We start from the raw sequence: 16,373 nt of genomic DNA on the forward strand, positions 1-16,373 counted from the left end.
CACCTCATGCGCGCCTATGGCATCACAGAGGTTCAACGTGACGAAATGATCTCAGCTCAGGGTGGGCTTTGCTGTATCTGCCTAAAGGCTCCGGCCGTGCATGTGGATCACTGCCACGAGACGGGTAAGGTCCGAGGCGTACTGTGCTTCAACTGCAATTCGGCCATCGGCAAGTTGGGAGACGATCCCGACACTCTGCGTCGGGCCATCTCATACCTGGAGGGACACGCGTGGAAGCCAACAATCGTGGCACAGGGCGTCTACCGGCAGCCTTCCTGACGCCGGGGTCTTCGTCCTTCATGGACTTCCTGGGCGCGCACTCGCCCGAGATGCTGCCCGGGAACCGCAAGCTGCCGGAAGGTGTCGTCGAGGCGCCGCACGGGACGACCATCGTGGCCGCCACCTTCCCCGGCGGGGTCGTGCTCGCGGGTGACCGGCGGGCGACCATGGGGAACATGATCGCGCAGCGGGACATCGAGAAGGTGTTCCCGGCGGACGAGTACTCCGCCGTCGGCATCGCCGGTACGGCCGGCCTGGCCGTGGAGATGGTCAAGCTGTTCCAGCTGGAGCTGGAGCACTTCGAGAAGGTGGAGGGGACGACGCTCTCCCTGGAGGGCAAGGCCAACCGGCTCTCCACCATGATCCGGAGCAATCTGGGGATGGCCATGCAGGGTTTGGCCGTCGTGCCCCTGTTCGCGGGCTACGACGAGGCGAAGGAGAAGGGGCGGATCTTCTCCTACGACGTCACGGGCGGTCGCTCCGAGGAGCACGGCTACGCGGCGACCGGCTCCGGCTCGATCTTCGCGCGGGGCTCCATGAAGAAGCTCTTCCGCCCCGATCTGACGGAGGAGCAGGCCACCACCCTGGTCGTCCAGGCGCTGTACGACGCCGCCGACGACGACTCGGCGACCGGCGGGCCGGACCTGTACCGCCACATCTACCCGATCGTCACCGTCATCACGGACGAGGGGTTCCGCAGGCTGACCGACGACGAGTCGCAGGAGCTCGCCCGTACGGTCACCAACCGTCGGCTGGAGCAGCCCGACGGCCCGCGCGCCGCCCTGCTCTGACCATCCGTCGCTTCGTAGGAACCCAGAAGAAAGGGACGGAAAGCCGGTGTCGACTCCGTTCTATGTGTCACCCCAGCAGGCCATGGCCGACCGGGCGGAATACGCCCGGAAGGGCATCGCCCGCGGTCGCAGCCTTGTCGTGCTGCAGTACGCCGACGGCATCGTGTTCGTCGGTGAGAACCCGTCCCGCGCGCTGCACAAGTTCAGCGAGATCTACGACCGGATCGGCTTCGCGGCCGCCGGCAAGTACAACGAGTACGAGAACCTGCGGATCGGCGGTGTGCGGTACGCGGATCTGCGCGGATACACCTACGACCGTGACGATGTGACGGCGCGTGGGCTGGCCAACGTGTATGCGCAGACCCTCGGCACCATCTTCTCCTCGGCCGGTGAGAAGCCGTACGAGGTGGAGCTGGTGGTGGCGGAGGTCGGTGCGACGGCCGCCGGTGACCAGATCTACCGGCTGCCGCACGACGGGTCGATCGTGGACGAGCACGGCTCGGTCGCGGTCGGCGGCAACGCCGAGCAGATCAGCACCTACCTGGACCAGCGCCACCAGGACGGGATGACGCTGTCGGAGGCGCTGAAGCTGGCGGTGGCGGCGTTGTCCAGCCAGGCCAACGGTGCCGACAAGGCGATTCCGGCCGAGCGGCTGGAGGTGGCGGTGCTGGACCGGACGCGCTCGCAGCAGCGCAAGTTCAAGCGGATTCGGGGCCGGCAGCTGTCGCGGCTGCTGGAGGCGGACGTGCCGGCAGCGGCGCAGGCGGACGCGGTGTCGAACGACGAGGCGCCGGAGGACGACGCCGAGTAGGACGTCGAGTAGGACGCCGGGCAGGACGTGTATGCGGCCCCGGTCGCCCCGCAGGGGGTGGCCGGGGCTTCGTCGTGTCCGGGCGGAGGTCGCGGCGCGCTACGGGGTGGGGGCGGGGCCCGTGGAGTCGCGGGGGACGAGGGTGACGGGGATGTCGGGGGCGGTCCAGGGGGTGCCTTCGAGGACGGCGAGGAGGGCGGTCATGCCCTGTTCGCCGACGCGTTCGGCGGGGAGGTGGACGGTGGTGAGTTCCGGTTCGACGGCGGTGGCGAGGGCGAGGTCGTCGAAGCCGGTGACGGAGAGGTCCTCGGGGACGCGCAGGCCGAGGCGGCGGGCGGCCTTGCAGGCGCCGGCGGCGAGGATGTCGTCGTCGCAGACGATGGCGGTGGGTCGGCCCTCGGGGGCCGCGAGGGAGGCCTCCATGGCCGTACGGGCGCCGTCGACGGTGAGGGGGGACCGTACGGTGCGCAGCTCGGTGCCGGGGCCCAGGAGGGTCGTGAGGGCCTCTGCGCGGGTGTCGAAGGTCCAGGAGTCGACGGCGGAGGCGAGGTGGAGGAGGCGCCGGTGGCCGAGGGCGAGGAGGTGTTCGGTGATCTGGCGCATGCCGTCGGCCATGGCGAGGTTGACGTGGGCGGCGGCGGCTCCGGCGCGGGGGTCGCTGTCGAGCATGACGAGGGGGAGGGTGTCGCCGCCGATGGCGTGGAGGGCGTGGGCGGCCATGGAGGAGGCGATGACTCCGTCGAGGGCGGCGCGGGCGGAGGCGAAGGGGTCGCGGGCAGGGCCGGTGCCGTCGGGGGAGGGGTAGAGGACCACGCCGAAGCCGTGTTCGGCGGCGACGCGGGCGGCGCCGGTGTAGACGCGGGCGAAGAACTCGTTGGTGAGGGCGGGGACGACGAGGAGGGCGGTGCGGGTGGAGCCGAGGCGGAGGTTGCGGGCGGCGAGGTTGGGGCGGTAGCCGAGCCGGGTGGCGGTCTCGCGGACGAGGGCGGCGGTGCGTTCGGAGACGCGGCCGGGCCATTTGTCGCCGAGGACGAGGGAGACGGTGGCCTGGGAGACCCCGGCGGCGGTGGCCACGTCCCGGCTGGTGGGTCTCGTCACACGGTGCTCCTGTAGTGCGAGGTCAGGGGTGGTTTCGTGGTCCGCGGGGTGGACCCGTGGACTGGGGCCATGGTACGTATGACGCGTCAAGTTATACGTATTACCCCGGCTGGGTCCGGGCAGAAGGGGGCAGTCATGGCCGCGGGATACGCGGAGCTGCTGGGGACCCGGCACGCCGCGAGGCTGTTGGCGGGCACGCTGATCGGCAGGCTGCCGAACGCCACCGCGCCGATCGCGATCGTGCTGTTCACGCGTGCGGAGGGCGGCAGCTACAGCCTGGCGGGGGCGCTGGCCGCCGTGTACGGGCTGGCGAACGCGGTGGGTCAGCCCCTGCTCGGGCGGGCCGTGGACCTGTTCGGCCAGCCGCGGGTGCAGTTGCCGGCCGCGCTGCTGTCCGCGCTGGGAATGGTGTGGCTGGCGCTGGCGGGCACCGGCTCGGTGGTCGCGGCGTACTCCGCCGTGGTGGTCGGCGGGCTCTTCACGCCCCCGCTGGAGGGCGGGCTGCGAGCCCTGTGGCCGAGCGTGCTGGGGGGCCGTGAGGAGAGGGTGCACGCGGCGTACGCGATGGACGCCGTGGCCCAGGAGATCATGTTCACCGTCGGTCCCCTGCTGGTGACGCTGTTCGTCGCGGTGTGGTCGCCGGCCGGGGCGCTGCTGGCACTGAACGCGATCGGGGTGCTGGGCGCGCTGTCGGTGGTGGTCAGCGAGCCGTCGCGGGCGTGGCGCTCGGAGCCGCGGGATGCGCACTGGTTGGGCGCGCTGCGCTCGCGCGGGCTGCTGGCGCTGCTGGGCTCGTTCTTCTTCGTGGGTATGGCGCTGGGTTCGATCACGGTGGCCGGTGTGGCGTACGCCGACGGCCACGGGGGCCAGGCGGTGTACGGCTGGCTGATGGCGGCGCTGGGTCTGGGCGCGCTGATCGGCGGTGTGTTCTACGGTGCGCGGCAGTGGGTGGGTGCGCCCGAGCGGCGGCTGCGGCTGCTGGTGGCGCTGCTCGCGGTCTGCTACCTGCCGTTGCTGCTGACTCCGGGGCCGGTGGCGATGACCGCCCTGGCGGCGGTGTCGGGTGTGTTCCTGGCGCCGGCCCTGGCGTGTGCGTTCATCGTGGTGGACCGGCACGCGCCGGCGGGCACGGTGACGGAGGCGTTCTCGTGGCTGGTCACCTTCTTCGGGGTGGGGGCGGCGATCGGCACGGCGGCGGCGGGACCGGCGGTGGAGCTGGGGGGCACGGCGTGGGGCTTCGGCGTGGCGTGTGCCGCGGGCGGTTCGGCGCTGCTGGTGCTGATGGTGACTCAGGGGGCGCTGTCAACTGCGGGGCGCAGCCGTGCGGTGGCGGGTTCGGCCCGGGGAGTGCCGGACGGCTCTGGTGAGGTGGCTGCGCAGGCCCGGTCGGCGCAGTGACGGGCGGGCGCGTCGGTGCGGCGCGCCCGTGGGTTCGCGGGGCTCCCGCCCGCCGTTCGGCGACCTCCTCGGGGGAACTGATCGAAACGGCGGCTGCGAACCCGGTTTCAGAAGAGGGCAGAAGGCGTAATGTTCAGTCATGGACCGCCGCATTTTCGGGCTGGAGAACGAGTACGGCGTCACGTGCACGTTCAGGGGACAGCGCCGACTGTCTCCTGACGAAGTGGCGCGCTACCTCTTCCGCCGTGTCGTGTCATGGGGCCGCAGCAGCAATGTCTTCCTGCGGAACGGCGCCCGCCTGTACCTCGACGTGGGTTCGCATCCGGAATATGCAACTCCCGAATGCGACAACGTGACCGAGTTGGTCACGCACGACAAAGCAGGCGAGCGCATTCTCGAAGGACTGCTCGTCGACGCCGAACGCCGCCTGCACGAGGAAGGAATCGCGGGCGACGTCTATCTCTTCAAGAACAACACCGACTCGGCGGGCAACTCGTACGGCTGCCACGAGAACTACCTGGTGGCCCGGCACGGGGAATTCTCCCGCCTGGCGGACATCCTCATTCCGTTCCTCGTCACGCGGCAGCTGATCTGCGGTGCCGGCAAGGTGCTGCAGACCCCTCGGGGCGCGGTCTACTGCGTGAGCCAGCGGGCCGAGCACATCTGGGAGGGCGTCAGCTCCGCGACGACGCGTTCCCGGCCGATCATCAACACGCGCGACGAGCCGCACGCGGACGCGGAGCGGTACCGCCGCCTCCACGTGATCGTGGGCGACTCGAACATGTCCGAGACGACCATGCTGCTGAAGGTCGGGGCGACCGACCTGGTGCTGCGCATGATCGAGGCGGGCACGGTGATGCGGGACCTGACCCTGGAGAATCCGATCCGGGCGATCCGCGAGGTCAGCCACGACATCACGGGCCAGCGCAAGGTGCGCCTGGCGTCCGGCCGGGAGGCCTCCGCGCTGGAGATCCAGCGGGAGTACTACGACAAGGCGGTGGACTTCGCCGAGCGCCGGGGCATCCGTACCGGCGTGGTGGACCAGGTCCTGGAGCTGTGGGGCCGCACGCTGGACGCGGTCGAGGCGGAGGACCTGGACCGGATCGGCACCGAGATCGACTGGGTCATGAAGTACCAGCTGATCGAGCGGTACCGGGGCAAGCACAACATGACCATGTCGAATCCGCGGGTCGCCCAGATAGACCTCGCCTACCACGACATCCATCGCCGGCGCGGGCTGTACTACCTGCTGGAGCGCAAGGGGCAGGCGGCGCGGATCTGCAACGACCTCAAGATCTTCGAGGGCAAGTCGGTGCCCCCGCAGACGACGAGGGCGCGGCTGCGCGGCGACTTCATCCGCCGTGCGCAGGAGCAGCGGCGGGACTTCACGGTCGACTGGGTGCACCTGAAGCTCAATGACCAGGCGCAGCGGACGGTGCTGTGCAAGGACCCGTTCCGGTCGGTGGACGACCGTGTGGAGAAGCTCATCGCCGGTATGTGAGCGGGCGGGGTGACGTCCCCCATCTCGCCAGGGCCCCGTACGTCTCTCGTACGGGGCCCTGCGCACGGCTTAGAGTGGCGGGCGACCGCCTTGCCGTCTGAGATCTGAGGAACACGTGCGCCGACTTGCCGGCCTGCTTGTCGTACCCCTTCTGCTGCTGTCGACAGCGGCGTGTGGCGACGACAGCGGCTCCGACTCCGCCCAGATGAAGAACGGAGCGCCCGCGATCACGAAGGGCGCCGAGTTCGGGGAGACGCCCACCCTGTCGAAGGGGAAGGGCGAGCCGCCCAAGGAGCTGAAGGTGGTGACCGTCAAGGAGGGCACCGGGCAGGTGCTGAAGAAGGGCGACATCGCCCAGGTCAACTACTACGGCCAGGTGTGGGACGGTACCGAGCCGTTCGACCAGAGCTTCGGCAAGGGCCAGCCGTTCGACGTGACGATCGGCGCCGGCGCCGTCATTAAGGGCTGGGACCAGGGCCTCGAGGGCCAGAAGGTCGGCAGCCGCGTCGAGCTGGTGATCCCGCCGGACCTCGGTTACGGAGCGCAGGGGTCGCCCCCGAAGATCAAGGGGAACGCCACGCTGGTGTTCGTCGTGGACATCGTCAAGGGTGCCACGGTCCCGGTCTCGGCCACGGGCAAGGAAGTGGCCCAGGACAACAAGGACCTGCCGAAGGTCGGTACGAACACGGACGGCAAGGAAGTCTCCGTGGCCGTCCCGAAGGACGTCACCCCGCCGGCGAAGCTCGTGTCGAACTACGTCCTGGAGGGCGACGGCCCGGCCGTGACGGACAAGAACAGCGTCGTCGTCAAGTTCCACGGCAAGACCTGGAAGGACGACAAGACCTTCGAGAGCACCTACACCTCCGACCAGTCGGTGACCTGGCCGCTGGAGCAGCTGCAGGTGAAGGGCCTCAAGGAGGGCATCGTCGGCAAGAAGGTCGGCAGCCGCATCCTGCTGGTGATCCCGCCGGACATGGGCTTCGGCGACAAGGAGCAGGGGACCATCCCGGCGAACTCGACGCTGGTCTTCAGCCTCGACATCCTCGCGGTGATGTAAGACTGTCCCGGTTGTCCCATAGTTTGAGGAGCAGTTCCGTGAGCGACAAGCTCGAAAAGCCCGAGATCGACTTCCCCGAGGGCGAGGCCCCCAAGGACCTCGTGATCGAGGACATCTGGCTGGGTGACGGTGCCGAGGCCAAGGCCGGCGACATGGTCGCCGTCCACTACGTGGGCGTGGCCTTCTCCACCGGCGAGGAGTTCGACGCCTCCTGGAACCGCGGTTCCGCGCTCCAGTTCAAGCTCGGTGTCGGTCAGGTAATCAGCGGCTGGGACCGCGGTGTCCAGGGCATGAAGGTCGGCGGCCGCCGCAAGCTGGTCATCCCGGCCCACCTGGCGTACGGCGACCGTGGTGCGGGCGGTGCGATCGCCCCGGGCGAGACGCTGATCTTCGTCTGCGACCTGGTCAAGGTCGGCTGAGCGGAACATCCGTGAGCAGTTGCCGGGCCCCCGCCGTGAGGCGGGGGCCCTCGCTTTTGTCCGCGACCGCCGGGGCGGTACGGTCAGCGGTCACGGGTGTGTGTCGAGAACGGGGGTTGGGCGTCGATGGCGATTGCCAAGGCCGAGCGGCTGATGAATCTGGCGCTGTGTCTGCTGGGGACCCGCCGGCCGCTGAGCAAGCGCGAGTTGCGCGGTTCCATCGAGGCCTACATGGAAGCCGGCAACGACGAGTCCTTCAACCGGATGTTCGAGCGGGACAAGGACGACCTGCGCGAACTCGGTCTGGTCATCGAGACGGTGGAGAACCTGGAGGGGGAGACGGGCTACATGGCCCGCCGGGACAGCAACCGGCTGCCCCCGGTCTCCCTGGACGCCGAGGAGGCCGCCGCCCTGGGCCTGGCCGCCAAGGTCTGGCAGCAGGCCCGTCTCGCGGGGGCCGCCAGCGGCGCCCTGCAGAAGCTGCGGGCGGGCGGGATGCCCGAGGCCGGTAACCCGTACGAGGGCCAGCACAGTGCCATCGAGCCGCGCATCCCGGTCCACGAGGCGGCCTTCGAGCCGCTGATGCTGGCGTGCCGCGACCGCCGGCCGGTGGTCTTCGACTACCGCAAGTCGACCGCTGCCCGGCCCGAGACCCGCCAGGTGGAGCCGTGGGCGCTGGAGTGCTGGCGCGGTCACTGGTACCTGGCCGGCTACGACCGTGAGCGCGGGGCGGAGCGGGTGTTCCGCCTCTCCCGGATCACCGGGAAGGTCCGCTCGCGCGCGGCGAAGTACACCGCGGAGGTGCCGGACGTGGTGACCGTGCGGGAGACCGTGGCGAGCTGGGCCGGGGAGAGCGCGGACCGCTCCGCGCTGATCCGGCTGCGGGCCGGGGCGGGCTACCCGCTGCGGGCCAAGGCCTCGGCGGTGCGCGAGGGCACGGACGGCTGGGACGAGCTGGAGATCCCCTACGGGCACGGGCTCGACGCCTGGCTGGTGGAGTTCGGGCCCGACGTCGTCGTGGTCGGGCCGGCAGATCTGCGGGCGGACGTGGTGGACCGGCTGCGGGCCGTCGCCGGGGCCTGACGGGCTTCCCGGAACCGCCGCCCGTGCGGCGCCCGTCCGCCGCCGCACCCTTTTTCGAACCGCGACATCCACAGACGTGCCCTGAGGGGGAGACGTACCAGCATGGCTGCCAACGCCATCGACCAGACCCGCCGGATGCTGTCCCTGGTGACGTACCTGCGCGAGCGCCCGGGTGCGCACGTCGCCGACGTCGCGCGCGCCTTCGGCATCACCGAGGACGAGCTGATCTCGGACCTCGACGTGCTGCCCATGTGCGGGACCAGCTTCCGGGGCGGGGACCTGCTCGACATCGACACCGACGGGGAGCGCATCTGGTGGCGCAATCCCGACGCCTCGGGGGAGTCCACCGCCGAGCCGCTGCGGCTCGCCGCCGACGAGGCGACCGCGCTGCTGGTCGCCGCGCGTGCGGTGGCGACCCTGCCGGGGCTGCGCGAGAGCGACCGGGACGCCCTGCTGCGGGCGACCGCGAAGCTGGAGGCGGCCGCGGGCGAGGCGGCCGGGGCCAGCTCCCGGCTCTCGGTGACCTTCGAGTCCGAGGGCGGGGTCTTCGCGGATGTCGACCGGGCCATCGCGGAACGCCGGCGGCTGTGGCTGCGCTACTACTCGCCGGCCCGTGACGAGCTCACCGAGCGCGAGGTCGACCCGATCCGGCTCTTCGCGGTGGGACACACCTACATGGAGGGCTGGTGCCACCTCTCCGAGGCCCGGCGCACCTTCCGCCTCGACCGGGTCGCCGAGATCCGGCTGCTGGACGAGCGGGCGGAGCCGCCCGCCATCGAGCCGCGCGACCTGTCGGTGGGCCTCGTCCAGCCGTCCGCCGAGGACCCCGAGGTCGTGGTCGAGGTCGGACCGGGCGGACGCTGGGTCGCCGAGTACTACCCGCACGACAGCGCCGAGGAGCTCGCGGACGGCGGCCTGCGGATCACGCTGCGCACCCCGGACCCGGGCTCGCTGCGCCGCCTCGCGCTGCGGCTGGGCCGAGAGGGGCGGATCACCGCCCCCGCCGAGCTGGCGGACAGCGCGCGCAGCGCCGCCCGGGAGGCCCTCGCGGGGTACGGGGAACAGGTCTGAGGGGAGCGCGGTCGATGTCGCCAACGTCCGGGCCCGTCGCCTTCAAGGCCTCCTGTCCCGAGTGCCGCGCCCGCTTCGAGCTGGACGCGGGAGCCCTGCGGCTGGCCATCGGCGGCAGCCGCAGGGCCACCTTCTACTCCTTCACGTGTCCTCAATGCGGTGCCGCCGTCCGCAAACCGGCCGGGGACCGCATCGTGGAGCTGCTGACCGGTGGCGGCGTGAGCACCCTGCGCAGCATCTGAGGCGCCCGGTGGCCTAGGCTCGGCCCATGCTGTGGCCGATGTTCGCAATTGCCCTGGGCTTCCTCGGAGTGTCCGTGCTCGCCGTGCTGGCCGTGCGCGTGTACGTGGAGGTGCGCCGGCTCTCCGCAGAGGTCGCGCTGGCCAGCCGCCGGATCGCCTCCGCGTCGGCCGATCTGGAGCGGGAGGCGGCGGGTCTGGCCCGGGCGGGCCACGACGCGCGGCCGTAACGAACGCGACAGGCGTGTGACCGGGGGATTGACAACCGGCCAGGACGCAAGACGGGATACGTCGGGGGATTGCCGGGCGTTAACCCCCGGGGGTTACGATCCTCGGTAGAGACAGTCCCAGGCGCCCGTACCGGTGCGCTGCAAACCTCGGAGAAAAGGAAGACTTCATGGGCAACCTCAGGGGTTGGGAAATCCTCGTCATCGTCGGAGTCATCATCCTGCTCTTCGGCGCCAAGAAGCTCCCCGACATGGCCCGCTCCCTCGGCAAGTCGGCCCGCATCCTCAAGAGCGAGGCCAAGGCCATGAAGAAGGACGGCGAAGCCGACGACGCGGCCGCCGCCCCGGCCGACCAGTCCGCGCAGCAGCCGGTCGCCCCGCGCACCATCCAGGCCGCGCCCGGTGACGTCACCAGCTCCCGGCCGGTCAGCGAGCCGAACCGCACCGCCCAGGGCTGACGGACGCCCTTCACGCCAGTCATCTGCAACGAGACAAGGGACGTGGGTTGCTCAAGTCTGCCCGCAAGCAGGGGAAACAAGAACGACAGGCAAAGGACGCCGAAGGGCGCATGCCTCTCGTCGAGCACCTGCGTGAACTGCGTAACCGCCTGCTGAAGTCGGTGCTGGCGATCCTCGTCATCACGATCGTCGCGGCCTTCTTCTACCGGGACATCATCAACTTCCTGTTGAAGCCGATGTTGGACTCCGTCGGCTGCACCAACGGGGTGGTGACCCAGCGCAACGGGCGCCCCTGCGCCGACATGACCGTGAACGGCCTGATCTCGGCGTTCTCGATCGCCCTGAAGGTCTCGCTGATGGCCGGTGTGGTGCTCTCCGCTCCGGTGTGGCTCTACCAGTTGTGGGCGTTCGCCGCGCCCGGGCTGCACAGCCACGAGAAGAAGTACGCGCGCAGCTTCGTCGCGGTCGGCGCGCCCCTGTTCATGGCCGGCGCCGTGCTCGCGTACAAGATCCTCCCGCAGACCGCGACGATCATGCTCGAGTTCACCCCCGACCACGCGCGCAACCTGCTGCCCGTCGACGACTACCTCGACCTGGTCACCCGCATGGTGATCGTCTTCGGCCTGGCCTTCGAGCTGCCGCTGCTGCTGATCCTGCTGAACTTCACCGGCGTGCTCACCGGAAAGCGGCTCGCCGGCTGGTGGCGGGGCATGGTCCTCGGCATCACCGTCTTCGCCGCTTTCGCCACGCCCACCGGTGACCCGCCGACCATGCTCGCGCTGGCCCTGCCCATCGTGGCCCTCTACTTCGCGGCCGTCGGCATCTGCCTCCTCAACGACCGCCGCCGTCGGCGCAACGACCCCGACGCGGGGCTGAGCGACGACGAGGCCTCGGAGCTCGACCTCACCCCGGCGCCGATCGGCGCGATCGACGCGGTGCCCGCCCCGGCCGCCGCCCTGCCCGAACAGGCCGACGGCGGACGACAGCGGATCAACGGGTACGACGACGCCACCTGACAGGTATGCCCCCGGCCACGGCCGGGAGGTGCCCCACGGGGGTCACCGGGGTCCGGGGAAGGGCTCCGGTACATTCCCGTGGGTGAGCTACGAGGTCACCCTTTTCGTCAATCCCACCGCGGGGCGCGGCCGGGGCGCGCACGCCGCGCAGCCGGCCGCTTCCGCTCTGCGGGACGCAGGATTCTCGGTACGGACCCTGGTGGGCACCGACGCGCCGGACGCGCTGGCCCGGCTGACGGCCGCGGTCCGCGAAGGCGCCGGCGCCGTCGTCGCGGTCGGCGGCGACGGGATGGTCTCCCTGGCGCTCCAGGCGGTCGCGGGCACCCGGGTGCCGCTCGGTGTGGTCGCCGTGGGCACCGGCAACGACTTCGCGCGGGCCACGGGACTGCCCGTACGGGATCCCGCGCGGGCGGGGCGGACGGCCGCCGAGGCGCTCAAGGAGGCCCGGACCCGGGAGATCGACCTGGGGCGCGTGGGCGGCACCTGGTACGGCACCGTGCTGTGCTCGGGCTTCGACTCGAGGGTCAACGACCGGGGCAACCGGATGCGGCTGCCGGCGGGCCGCTTCAAGTACGACCTCGCCATGATCGCGGAACTGGCCGCCTTCCGGCCCTTCCCGTACCGCATCACCCTCGACGACGGCCCGGTGATCGAGACCGGGGCCACGCTGGTGGCCGTCGGCAACGGCTCCTCCTACGGCGGCGGCATGCGCATCTGCCCCGGCGCGGTCCCCGACGACGGCCTCTTCGACGTCACGGTCGTCGGCGACTGCAGCCGGGCCACCCTGCTGAAGGTGTTCCCGCAGGTCTACCGGGGCGGCCACATCTCCCACCCGAAGGTGAGCGTCCACCGGGCCCGGAAGATCACCCTGGAGGCGCCCGGCCTGACCGCGTACGCCGACGGGGAGCCGCTGGGGCCCCTCCCGGTGACCGCCGAGTGCGTGCCCGGAGCGGTCCGGCTCCTCACATAAATGATCGCGACTGTTGTCAGACCCGGCGGGTAGGCTCGACAGCAAGATGACCGAAGAACTCTCACCCGCCGAGCGGTACGCCGCTGCCCGGATCCGCGCCGCCGAAGAGGCCACCGCCCTGGCCCCCTTCCGGGAGATGTACGACTTCGACCTGGATCCCTACCAGGTGGAGGCATGCAAGGCGCTGGAGGCCGGCAAGGGCGTCCTCGTCGCCGCTCCGACCGGCTCGGGCAAGACCATTGTCGGCGAGTTCGCCGTGCACCTGGCCCTCGCACAGGGCCGCAAGTGCTTCTACACGACGCCGATCAAGGCGCTCTCGAACCAGAAGTATGCCGACCTCGTCAAGCGCTACGGCGCCGACAAGGTGGGCCTGCTGACGGGTGACAACAGCGTCAACTCCGAGGCGCCGGTGGTCGTGATGACCACCGAGGTGCTCCGCAACATGCTCTACGCGGGCTCCCAGTCGCTGCGCGGCCTCGGCTACGTCGTGATGGACGAGGTCCACTACCTCTCCGACCGGTTCCGCGGAGCCGTCTGGGAGGAAGTGATCATCCACCTCCCCGAGTCGGTGACCCTGGTCTCCCTGTCGGCCACCGTGTCCAACGCCGAGGAGTTCGGCGACTGGCTGGACACCGTGCGCGGCGACACCGAGGTGATCGTCTCCGAGGAGCGGCCCGTACCGCTGTGGCAGCACGTCCTGGCCGGCCGCCGGATCTACGACCTCTTCGAGGAGGAGTCCGACCACGGCGGCCGCGGCTCCGCGCGCCGGGAGGTCAATCCCGACCTGCTGCGCATGGCGCGCGAGGAGAACAGCCGCACCTACAGCCCGAAGGACCGGCGGCGCGGCAAGATGGTCCGCGAGGCCGACCGCGAGCGCGAGCGGCGCTCCCGCGGCCGGATCTGGACCCCGTCCCGCCCCGAGGTCATCGCCCGCCTCGACAACGACGGGCTGCTGCCCGCCATCAACTTCATCTTCAGCCGGGCCGGCTGCGAGGCCGCGGTCCAGCAGTGCCTGTTCGCGGGCCTGCGGCTCAACGACGAATCCGCGCGGATCAGGGTCCGCGAGATCGTCGAAGCGCGGACCGCCTCCATCCCCACCGAGGACCTGCACGTCCTCGGGTACTACGAATGGCTCGAAGGGCTGGAGCGGGGCATCGCCGCGCACCACGCGGGCATGCTGCCCACCTTCAAGGAGGTCGTGGAGGAGCTGTTCGTCCGCGGCCTGGTCAAGGCCGTCTTCGCCACGGAGACCCTGGCACTGGGCATCAACATGCCCGCGCGCACGGTGATCCTGGAGAAGCTCGTCAAGTGGAACGGCGAGCAGCACGCCGACATCACCCCCGGTGAGTACACCCAGCTGACCGGCCGGGCCGGACGGCGCGGCATCGACGTCGAGGGCCACGCGGTCGTGCTCTGGCAGCGGGGCATGGACCCGGCCGGCCTCGCCGGGCTCGCGGGCACCCGTACGTATCCGCTGCGTTCCAGCTTCAAGCCCTCGTACAACATGGCCGTCAACCTGGTCAGCCAGTTCGGGCGGCACCGCTCGCGCGAGCTGCTGGAGACCTCCTTCGCGCAGTTCCAGGCCGACCGCTCGGTCGTCGGGATCTCCCGGCAGGTGCAGCGCAACGAGGAGGGCCTGGAGGGCTACCGGGAGGGCATGACCTGCCACCTGGGGAACTTCGAGGAGTACGCGCAGCTGCGCCGCGACCTGAAGGACCGTGAGACGGAGCTGGCCAAGCAGGGCGCCGCCCAGCGGCGGGTGCAGGCGGCCAGTTCGCTGGAGAAGCTCAAGCCGGGCGACATCATCCACGTGCCGACGGGCAAGTTCGCCGGGCTGGCGCTGGTCCTCGACCCGGGCGTGCCGGCCGGACGGGTCCACGGGCACCGCGGGTACGAGTACGCGGAGGGCCCGCGGCCGCTGGTGCTCACCGCCGAGCGGCAGGTCAAGCGACTCGCCGCGATCGACTTCCCCGTCCCGGTCGAGGCGCTGGACCGGATGCGGATCCCCAAGTCCTTCAACGCGCGCTCGCCGCAGTCCCGTCGCGACCTGGCCTCCCAGCTGCGGAGCAAGGCCGGGCACATCGCGCCGGAGCGGCGCTCCCGCGGCCGGGCCGCGGCCGCCGACGACCGCGAGATCGCCAGGCTGCGCGCCGAGCTGCGGGCGCACCCCTGCCACGGCTGCGACGAGCGCGAGGACCACGCCCGCTGGGCGGAGCGGTACCACCGGCTCCGGCGGGACACCCAGCAGCTGGAGCGGCGGATCGAGGGCCGGACGAACACGATCGCCCGCACCTTCGACCGGATCCACGCCCTGCTGACCGAGCTGGACTACCTGCTCGAGGACGAGGTCACCGTGCACGGCAAGCGGCTCGCCCGGCTGTACGGGGAGCTCGACCTGCTGGCGTCCGAATGCCTGCGCGCCGGGATCTGGGAGGGGTTGAACCCGGCGGAACTGGCCGCCTGTGTCTCGGCGTTGGTCTTCGAGGCCCGGCAGTCCGACGACGCGGTCGCGCCGAAGGTCCCGGGCGGCGCGGCGAAGGTGGCGCTCGGCGAGATGGTCCGCATCTGGGGCCGGCTCGACGCCCTGGAGGAGGAGCACCGCATCAACCAGGCGGAGGGCGTGGGCCAGCGCGAGCCGGACCTGGGCTTCGCGTGGGCGGCGTACCAGTGGGCCTCCGACAAGAGCCTGGACGAGGTGCTGCGCGAGGCGGAGATGCCGGCCGGTGACTTCGTGCGCTGGTGCAAGCAGGTCATCGACGTGCTCGGCCAGGTCGCGGCGGCGGCCCCCTCGGCCTCCGGCGACAGCGGCAGCACGGTGGCGAAGAACGCCCGCAAGGCCGTGGACGCGCTGCTTCGCGGCGTGGTGGCCTACAGCTCCGTCGGCTAGACGGCACACATGCAGTGATCGGCCGCCGTGCGGGGAACTCCTCCGCGCGGCGGCCGAGTTGTGTCAGGGCGCTGGCGTGGGCGGGGTGTCCGCCCGGGGGCCGGTCTCCCAGCCGGGACGGTCGCGCCAGGCCTGGAGGGTGCGGGCGCTCTCGAAGCGGTGCGCCGCGCCGGTGACCGGGTCGGTGAAGGCCAGTACGCGGGCGAGGAGTTGCAGCGGCCGCCGGTAGTCGTCCGGGGCCGGGTCGGTGACCTCCGGGTACACCGGATCGCCCAGGATGGGCAGGCCCAGGCCGCTCATGTGCACCCGCAGCTGGTGGGTACGGCCGGTGTGCGGGGTCAGCCGGTAGCGGCCCAGGCCGCCGCGGACGCCGACGAGCTCGACCAGGGTCTCGGCGTTGGGTGGGCCGGGGACCTCGGTCGCGGCGATCACCCCGCGGACCTTCTCGATCCGGCTGCGGACCGTGCGCGGGAAGGTGAGCGCCGGGTCGCGGGCGGCGAGCGCCTCGTACTCCTTGTGCACCTCGCGCCGCTGGAAGAGGAGCTGGTAGGCGCCCCGGTCCTCGGGCCGGACACTGAACATCACCAGGCCGGCGGTGAGCCGGTCGAGGCGGTGCGCCGGGCTGAGCCCGGGCAGGTCCAGCTCCTCGCGCAGCCGGGCCAGGGCGGTCTCGGTGATGTGGCTGCCGCGCGGAGTGGTCGCCAGGAAGTGCGGCTTGTCCACGACCAGCAGGTGCGCGTCCCGGTGGACCACGCGCACCGGGAACGGCACCCGCGGTTCCGGGTCCATGTCCCGGTGGAACCACAGGTGGGTGCCCGGTTCGTACGGGTCCCCGGCGTGCAGCACCCGCCCGCCGGGGCCGAGGACCCGGCCCGCGGCCAGCAGGCGCGCCATGGACTCCTCGCCGCGGGTGCCGGCGTAGCGGGCGGCGAGGTAGCTGCCGAGGTCCGGCCACGTCCCGTCCGGGTCGGGTGGCAGCCGGAGCCGGACCGGGTCGATGCCGGCCCGCTGGGGGAGGGGCGAGGGGGGTGCCGGGGATCTGCGTCTCATCGGGGAACAGGCTATGCG

Annotated in this window: 17 protein-coding genes; 15 read left to right on the top strand and 2 right to left on the bottom strand. The window is 71.3% G+C overall.

Annotated features, from left to right (window positions below; translation table 11 throughout):
- Positions 1 to 45 precede the first annotated feature (45 nt).
- Genes AB0F82_RS38660 through prcA form a run of 3 tightly spaced genes read left to right on the top strand, consistent with a single transcriptional unit; the run spans position 46 to position 1,881 of the window.
- The gene (locus AB0F82_RS38660) at positions 46 to 279 is read left to right on the top strand and encodes an endonuclease VII domain-containing protein (RefSeq protein WP_436842074.1); all 234 of its coding nucleotides are present in this window, start codon (positions 46 to 48) and stop codon (positions 277 to 279) included.
- Positions 231 to 1,070, top strand: a complete 840-nt coding sequence (gene prcB, locus AB0F82_RS11295; protein WP_134074766.1) for a proteasome subunit beta — start codon at positions 231 to 233, stop codon at positions 1,068 to 1,070. The genes AB0F82_RS38660 and prcB overlap by 49 nt, the downstream gene beginning before the upstream one ends.
- Before the next feature lie 46 nt (positions 1,071 to 1,116).
- Positions 1,117 to 1,881 carry a proteasome subunit alpha gene (gene prcA, locus AB0F82_RS11300; RefSeq protein WP_030655938.1) on the top strand — a complete coding sequence of 255 codons (765 nt, stop codon included), beginning with the start codon at positions 1,117 to 1,119 and terminating at the stop codon, positions 1,879 to 1,881.
- 99 nt (positions 1,882 to 1,980) lie between these two features.
- Here the strand turns inward: prcA and AB0F82_RS11305 are convergent, their stop codons facing one another.
- Positions 1,981 to 2,979 carry a LacI family DNA-binding transcriptional regulator gene (locus AB0F82_RS11305; protein WP_362625826.1) on the bottom strand — a complete coding sequence of 333 codons (999 nt, stop codon included), beginning with the start codon at positions 2,977 to 2,979 and terminating at the stop codon, positions 1,981 to 1,983.
- Positions 2,980 to 3,114: 135 nt separating this feature from the next.
- On the opposite strand from AB0F82_RS11305, the gene AB0F82_RS11310 reads away from it, so the two are divergent.
- The 12 genes from AB0F82_RS11310 (at position 3,115) to AB0F82_RS11365 (ending at position 15,305) form a co-directional block, all read left to right on the top strand.
- Positions 3,115 to 4,377, top strand: coding sequence for an MFS transporter (locus tag AB0F82_RS11310; protein ID WP_362625829.1), 1,263 nt, complete (start codon positions 3,115 to 3,117; stop codon positions 4,375 to 4,377).
- 139 nt (positions 4,378 to 4,516) lie between these two features.
- Positions 4,517 to 5,878, top strand: a complete 1,362-nt coding sequence (gene pafA / locus AB0F82_RS11315; protein ID WP_356810893.1) for a Pup--protein ligase — start codon at positions 4,517 to 4,519, stop codon at positions 5,876 to 5,878.
- Positions 5,879 to 5,993: 115 nt separating this feature from the next.
- Positions 5,994 to 6,935, top strand: coding sequence for an FKBP-type peptidyl-prolyl cis-trans isomerase (locus AB0F82_RS11320; protein ID WP_362625832.1), 942 nt, complete (start codon positions 5,994 to 5,996; stop codon positions 6,933 to 6,935).
- A gap of 38 nt (positions 6,936 to 6,973) precedes the next feature.
- Positions 6,974 to 7,354 carry an FKBP-type peptidyl-prolyl cis-trans isomerase gene (locus AB0F82_RS11325; RefSeq protein WP_326479019.1) on the top strand — a complete coding sequence of 127 codons (381 nt, stop codon included), beginning with the start codon at positions 6,974 to 6,976 and terminating at the stop codon, positions 7,352 to 7,354.
- 126 nt (positions 7,355 to 7,480) lie between these two features.
- Positions 7,481 to 8,437: a helix-turn-helix transcriptional regulator gene (locus AB0F82_RS11330; protein WP_362625835.1), complete on the top strand. Its 957-nt coding sequence runs from the start codon at positions 7,481 to 7,483 to the stop codon at positions 8,435 to 8,437.
- Positions 8,438 to 8,539: 102 nt separating this feature from the next.
- Complete coding sequence (locus tag AB0F82_RS11335; protein ID WP_030025909.1) at positions 8,540 to 9,508, top strand: helix-turn-helix transcriptional regulator; 969 nt, start codon at positions 8,540 to 8,542, stop codon at positions 9,506 to 9,508.
- Positions 9,509 to 9,522: 14 nt separating this feature from the next.
- Positions 9,523 to 9,750: a hypothetical protein gene (locus tag AB0F82_RS11340; RefSeq protein WP_362625838.1), complete on the top strand. Its 228-nt coding sequence runs from the start codon at positions 9,523 to 9,525 to the stop codon at positions 9,748 to 9,750.
- Positions 9,751 to 9,776: 26 nt separating this feature from the next.
- Positions 9,777 to 9,977: a hypothetical protein gene (locus AB0F82_RS11345; protein WP_362625841.1), complete on the top strand. Its 201-nt coding sequence runs from the start codon at positions 9,777 to 9,779 to the stop codon at positions 9,975 to 9,977.
- A 167-nt stretch (positions 9,978 to 10,144) separates the two neighbouring features.
- The gene (tatA, locus tag AB0F82_RS11350; RefSeq protein WP_356810898.1) at positions 10,145 to 10,432 is read left to right on the top strand and encodes a Sec-independent protein translocase subunit TatA; all 288 of its coding nucleotides are present in this window, start codon (positions 10,145 to 10,147) and stop codon (positions 10,430 to 10,432) included.
- Between the two features lie 47 nt (positions 10,433 to 10,479).
- Complete coding sequence (gene tatC / locus AB0F82_RS11355; protein WP_356810899.1) at positions 10,480 to 11,448, top strand: twin-arginine translocase subunit TatC; 969 nt, start codon at positions 10,480 to 10,482, stop codon at positions 11,446 to 11,448.
- 82 nt (positions 11,449 to 11,530) lie between these two features.
- Positions 11,531 to 12,418 carry a diacylglycerol kinase gene (locus AB0F82_RS11360; RefSeq protein ID WP_362625845.1) on the top strand — a complete coding sequence of 296 codons (888 nt, stop codon included), beginning with the start codon at positions 11,531 to 11,533 and terminating at the stop codon, positions 12,416 to 12,418.
- 46 nt (positions 12,419 to 12,464) lie between these two features.
- Positions 12,465 to 15,305, top strand: a complete 2,841-nt coding sequence (locus AB0F82_RS11365; RefSeq protein WP_362625848.1) for a DEAD/DEAH box helicase — start codon at positions 12,465 to 12,467, stop codon at positions 15,303 to 15,305.
- A 63-nt stretch (positions 15,306 to 15,368) separates the two neighbouring features.
- On the opposite strand, the gene AB0F82_RS11370 is transcribed toward AB0F82_RS11365, so the two are convergent.
- Positions 15,369 to 16,355 (bottom strand): RluA family pseudouridine synthase, encoded by a 987-nt coding sequence (locus tag AB0F82_RS11370; protein WP_362625851.1) that lies wholly within the window; start codon positions 16,353 to 16,355, stop codon positions 15,369 to 15,371.
- Positions 16,356 to 16,373 lie beyond the last annotated feature (18 nt).

Source organism: Streptomyces virginiae, from assembly GCF_040638905.1.
Lineage (GTDB): Bacteria > Actinomycetota > Actinomycetes > Streptomycetales > Streptomycetaceae > Streptomyces > Streptomyces virginiae_B.

Bases quoted from the DNA above. Each gene is read 5' to 3' on its own strand.
- AB0F82_RS11330 (WP_362625835.1), top strand. From the start codon at position 7,481: ATGGCGATTGCCAAGGCCGAGCGGCTGATGAATCTGGCGCTGTGTCTG.
- AB0F82_RS38660 (WP_436842074.1), top strand. From the start codon at position 46: ATGATCTCAGCTCAGGGTGGGCTTTGCTGTATCTGCCTAAAGGCTCCG.
- AB0F82_RS11370 (WP_362625851.1), bottom strand. From the start codon at position 16,355: ATGAGACGCAGATCCCCGGCACCCCCCTCGCCCCTCCCCCAGCGGGCC.
- AB0F82_RS11310 (WP_362625829.1), top strand. From the start codon at position 3,115: ATGGCCGCGGGATACGCGGAGCTGCTGGGGACCCGGCACGCCGCGAGG.
- AB0F82_RS11335 (WP_030025909.1), top strand. From the start codon at position 8,540: ATGGCTGCCAACGCCATCGACCAGACCCGCCGGATGCTGTCCCTGGTG.
- AB0F82_RS11345 (WP_362625841.1), top strand. From the start codon at position 9,777: ATGCTGTGGCCGATGTTCGCAATTGCCCTGGGCTTCCTCGGAGTGTCC.
- pafA (WP_356810893.1), top strand. From the start codon at position 4,517: ATGGACCGCCGCATTTTCGGGCTGGAGAACGAGTACGGCGTCACGTGC.
- AB0F82_RS11340 (WP_362625838.1), top strand. From the start codon at position 9,523: ATGTCGCCAACGTCCGGGCCCGTCGCCTTCAAGGCCTCCTGTCCCGAG.
- tatA (WP_356810898.1), top strand. From the start codon at position 10,145: ATGGGCAACCTCAGGGGTTGGGAAATCCTCGTCATCGTCGGAGTCATC.
- AB0F82_RS11365 (WP_362625848.1), top strand. From the start codon at position 12,465: ATGACCGAAGAACTCTCACCCGCCGAGCGGTACGCCGCTGCCCGGATC.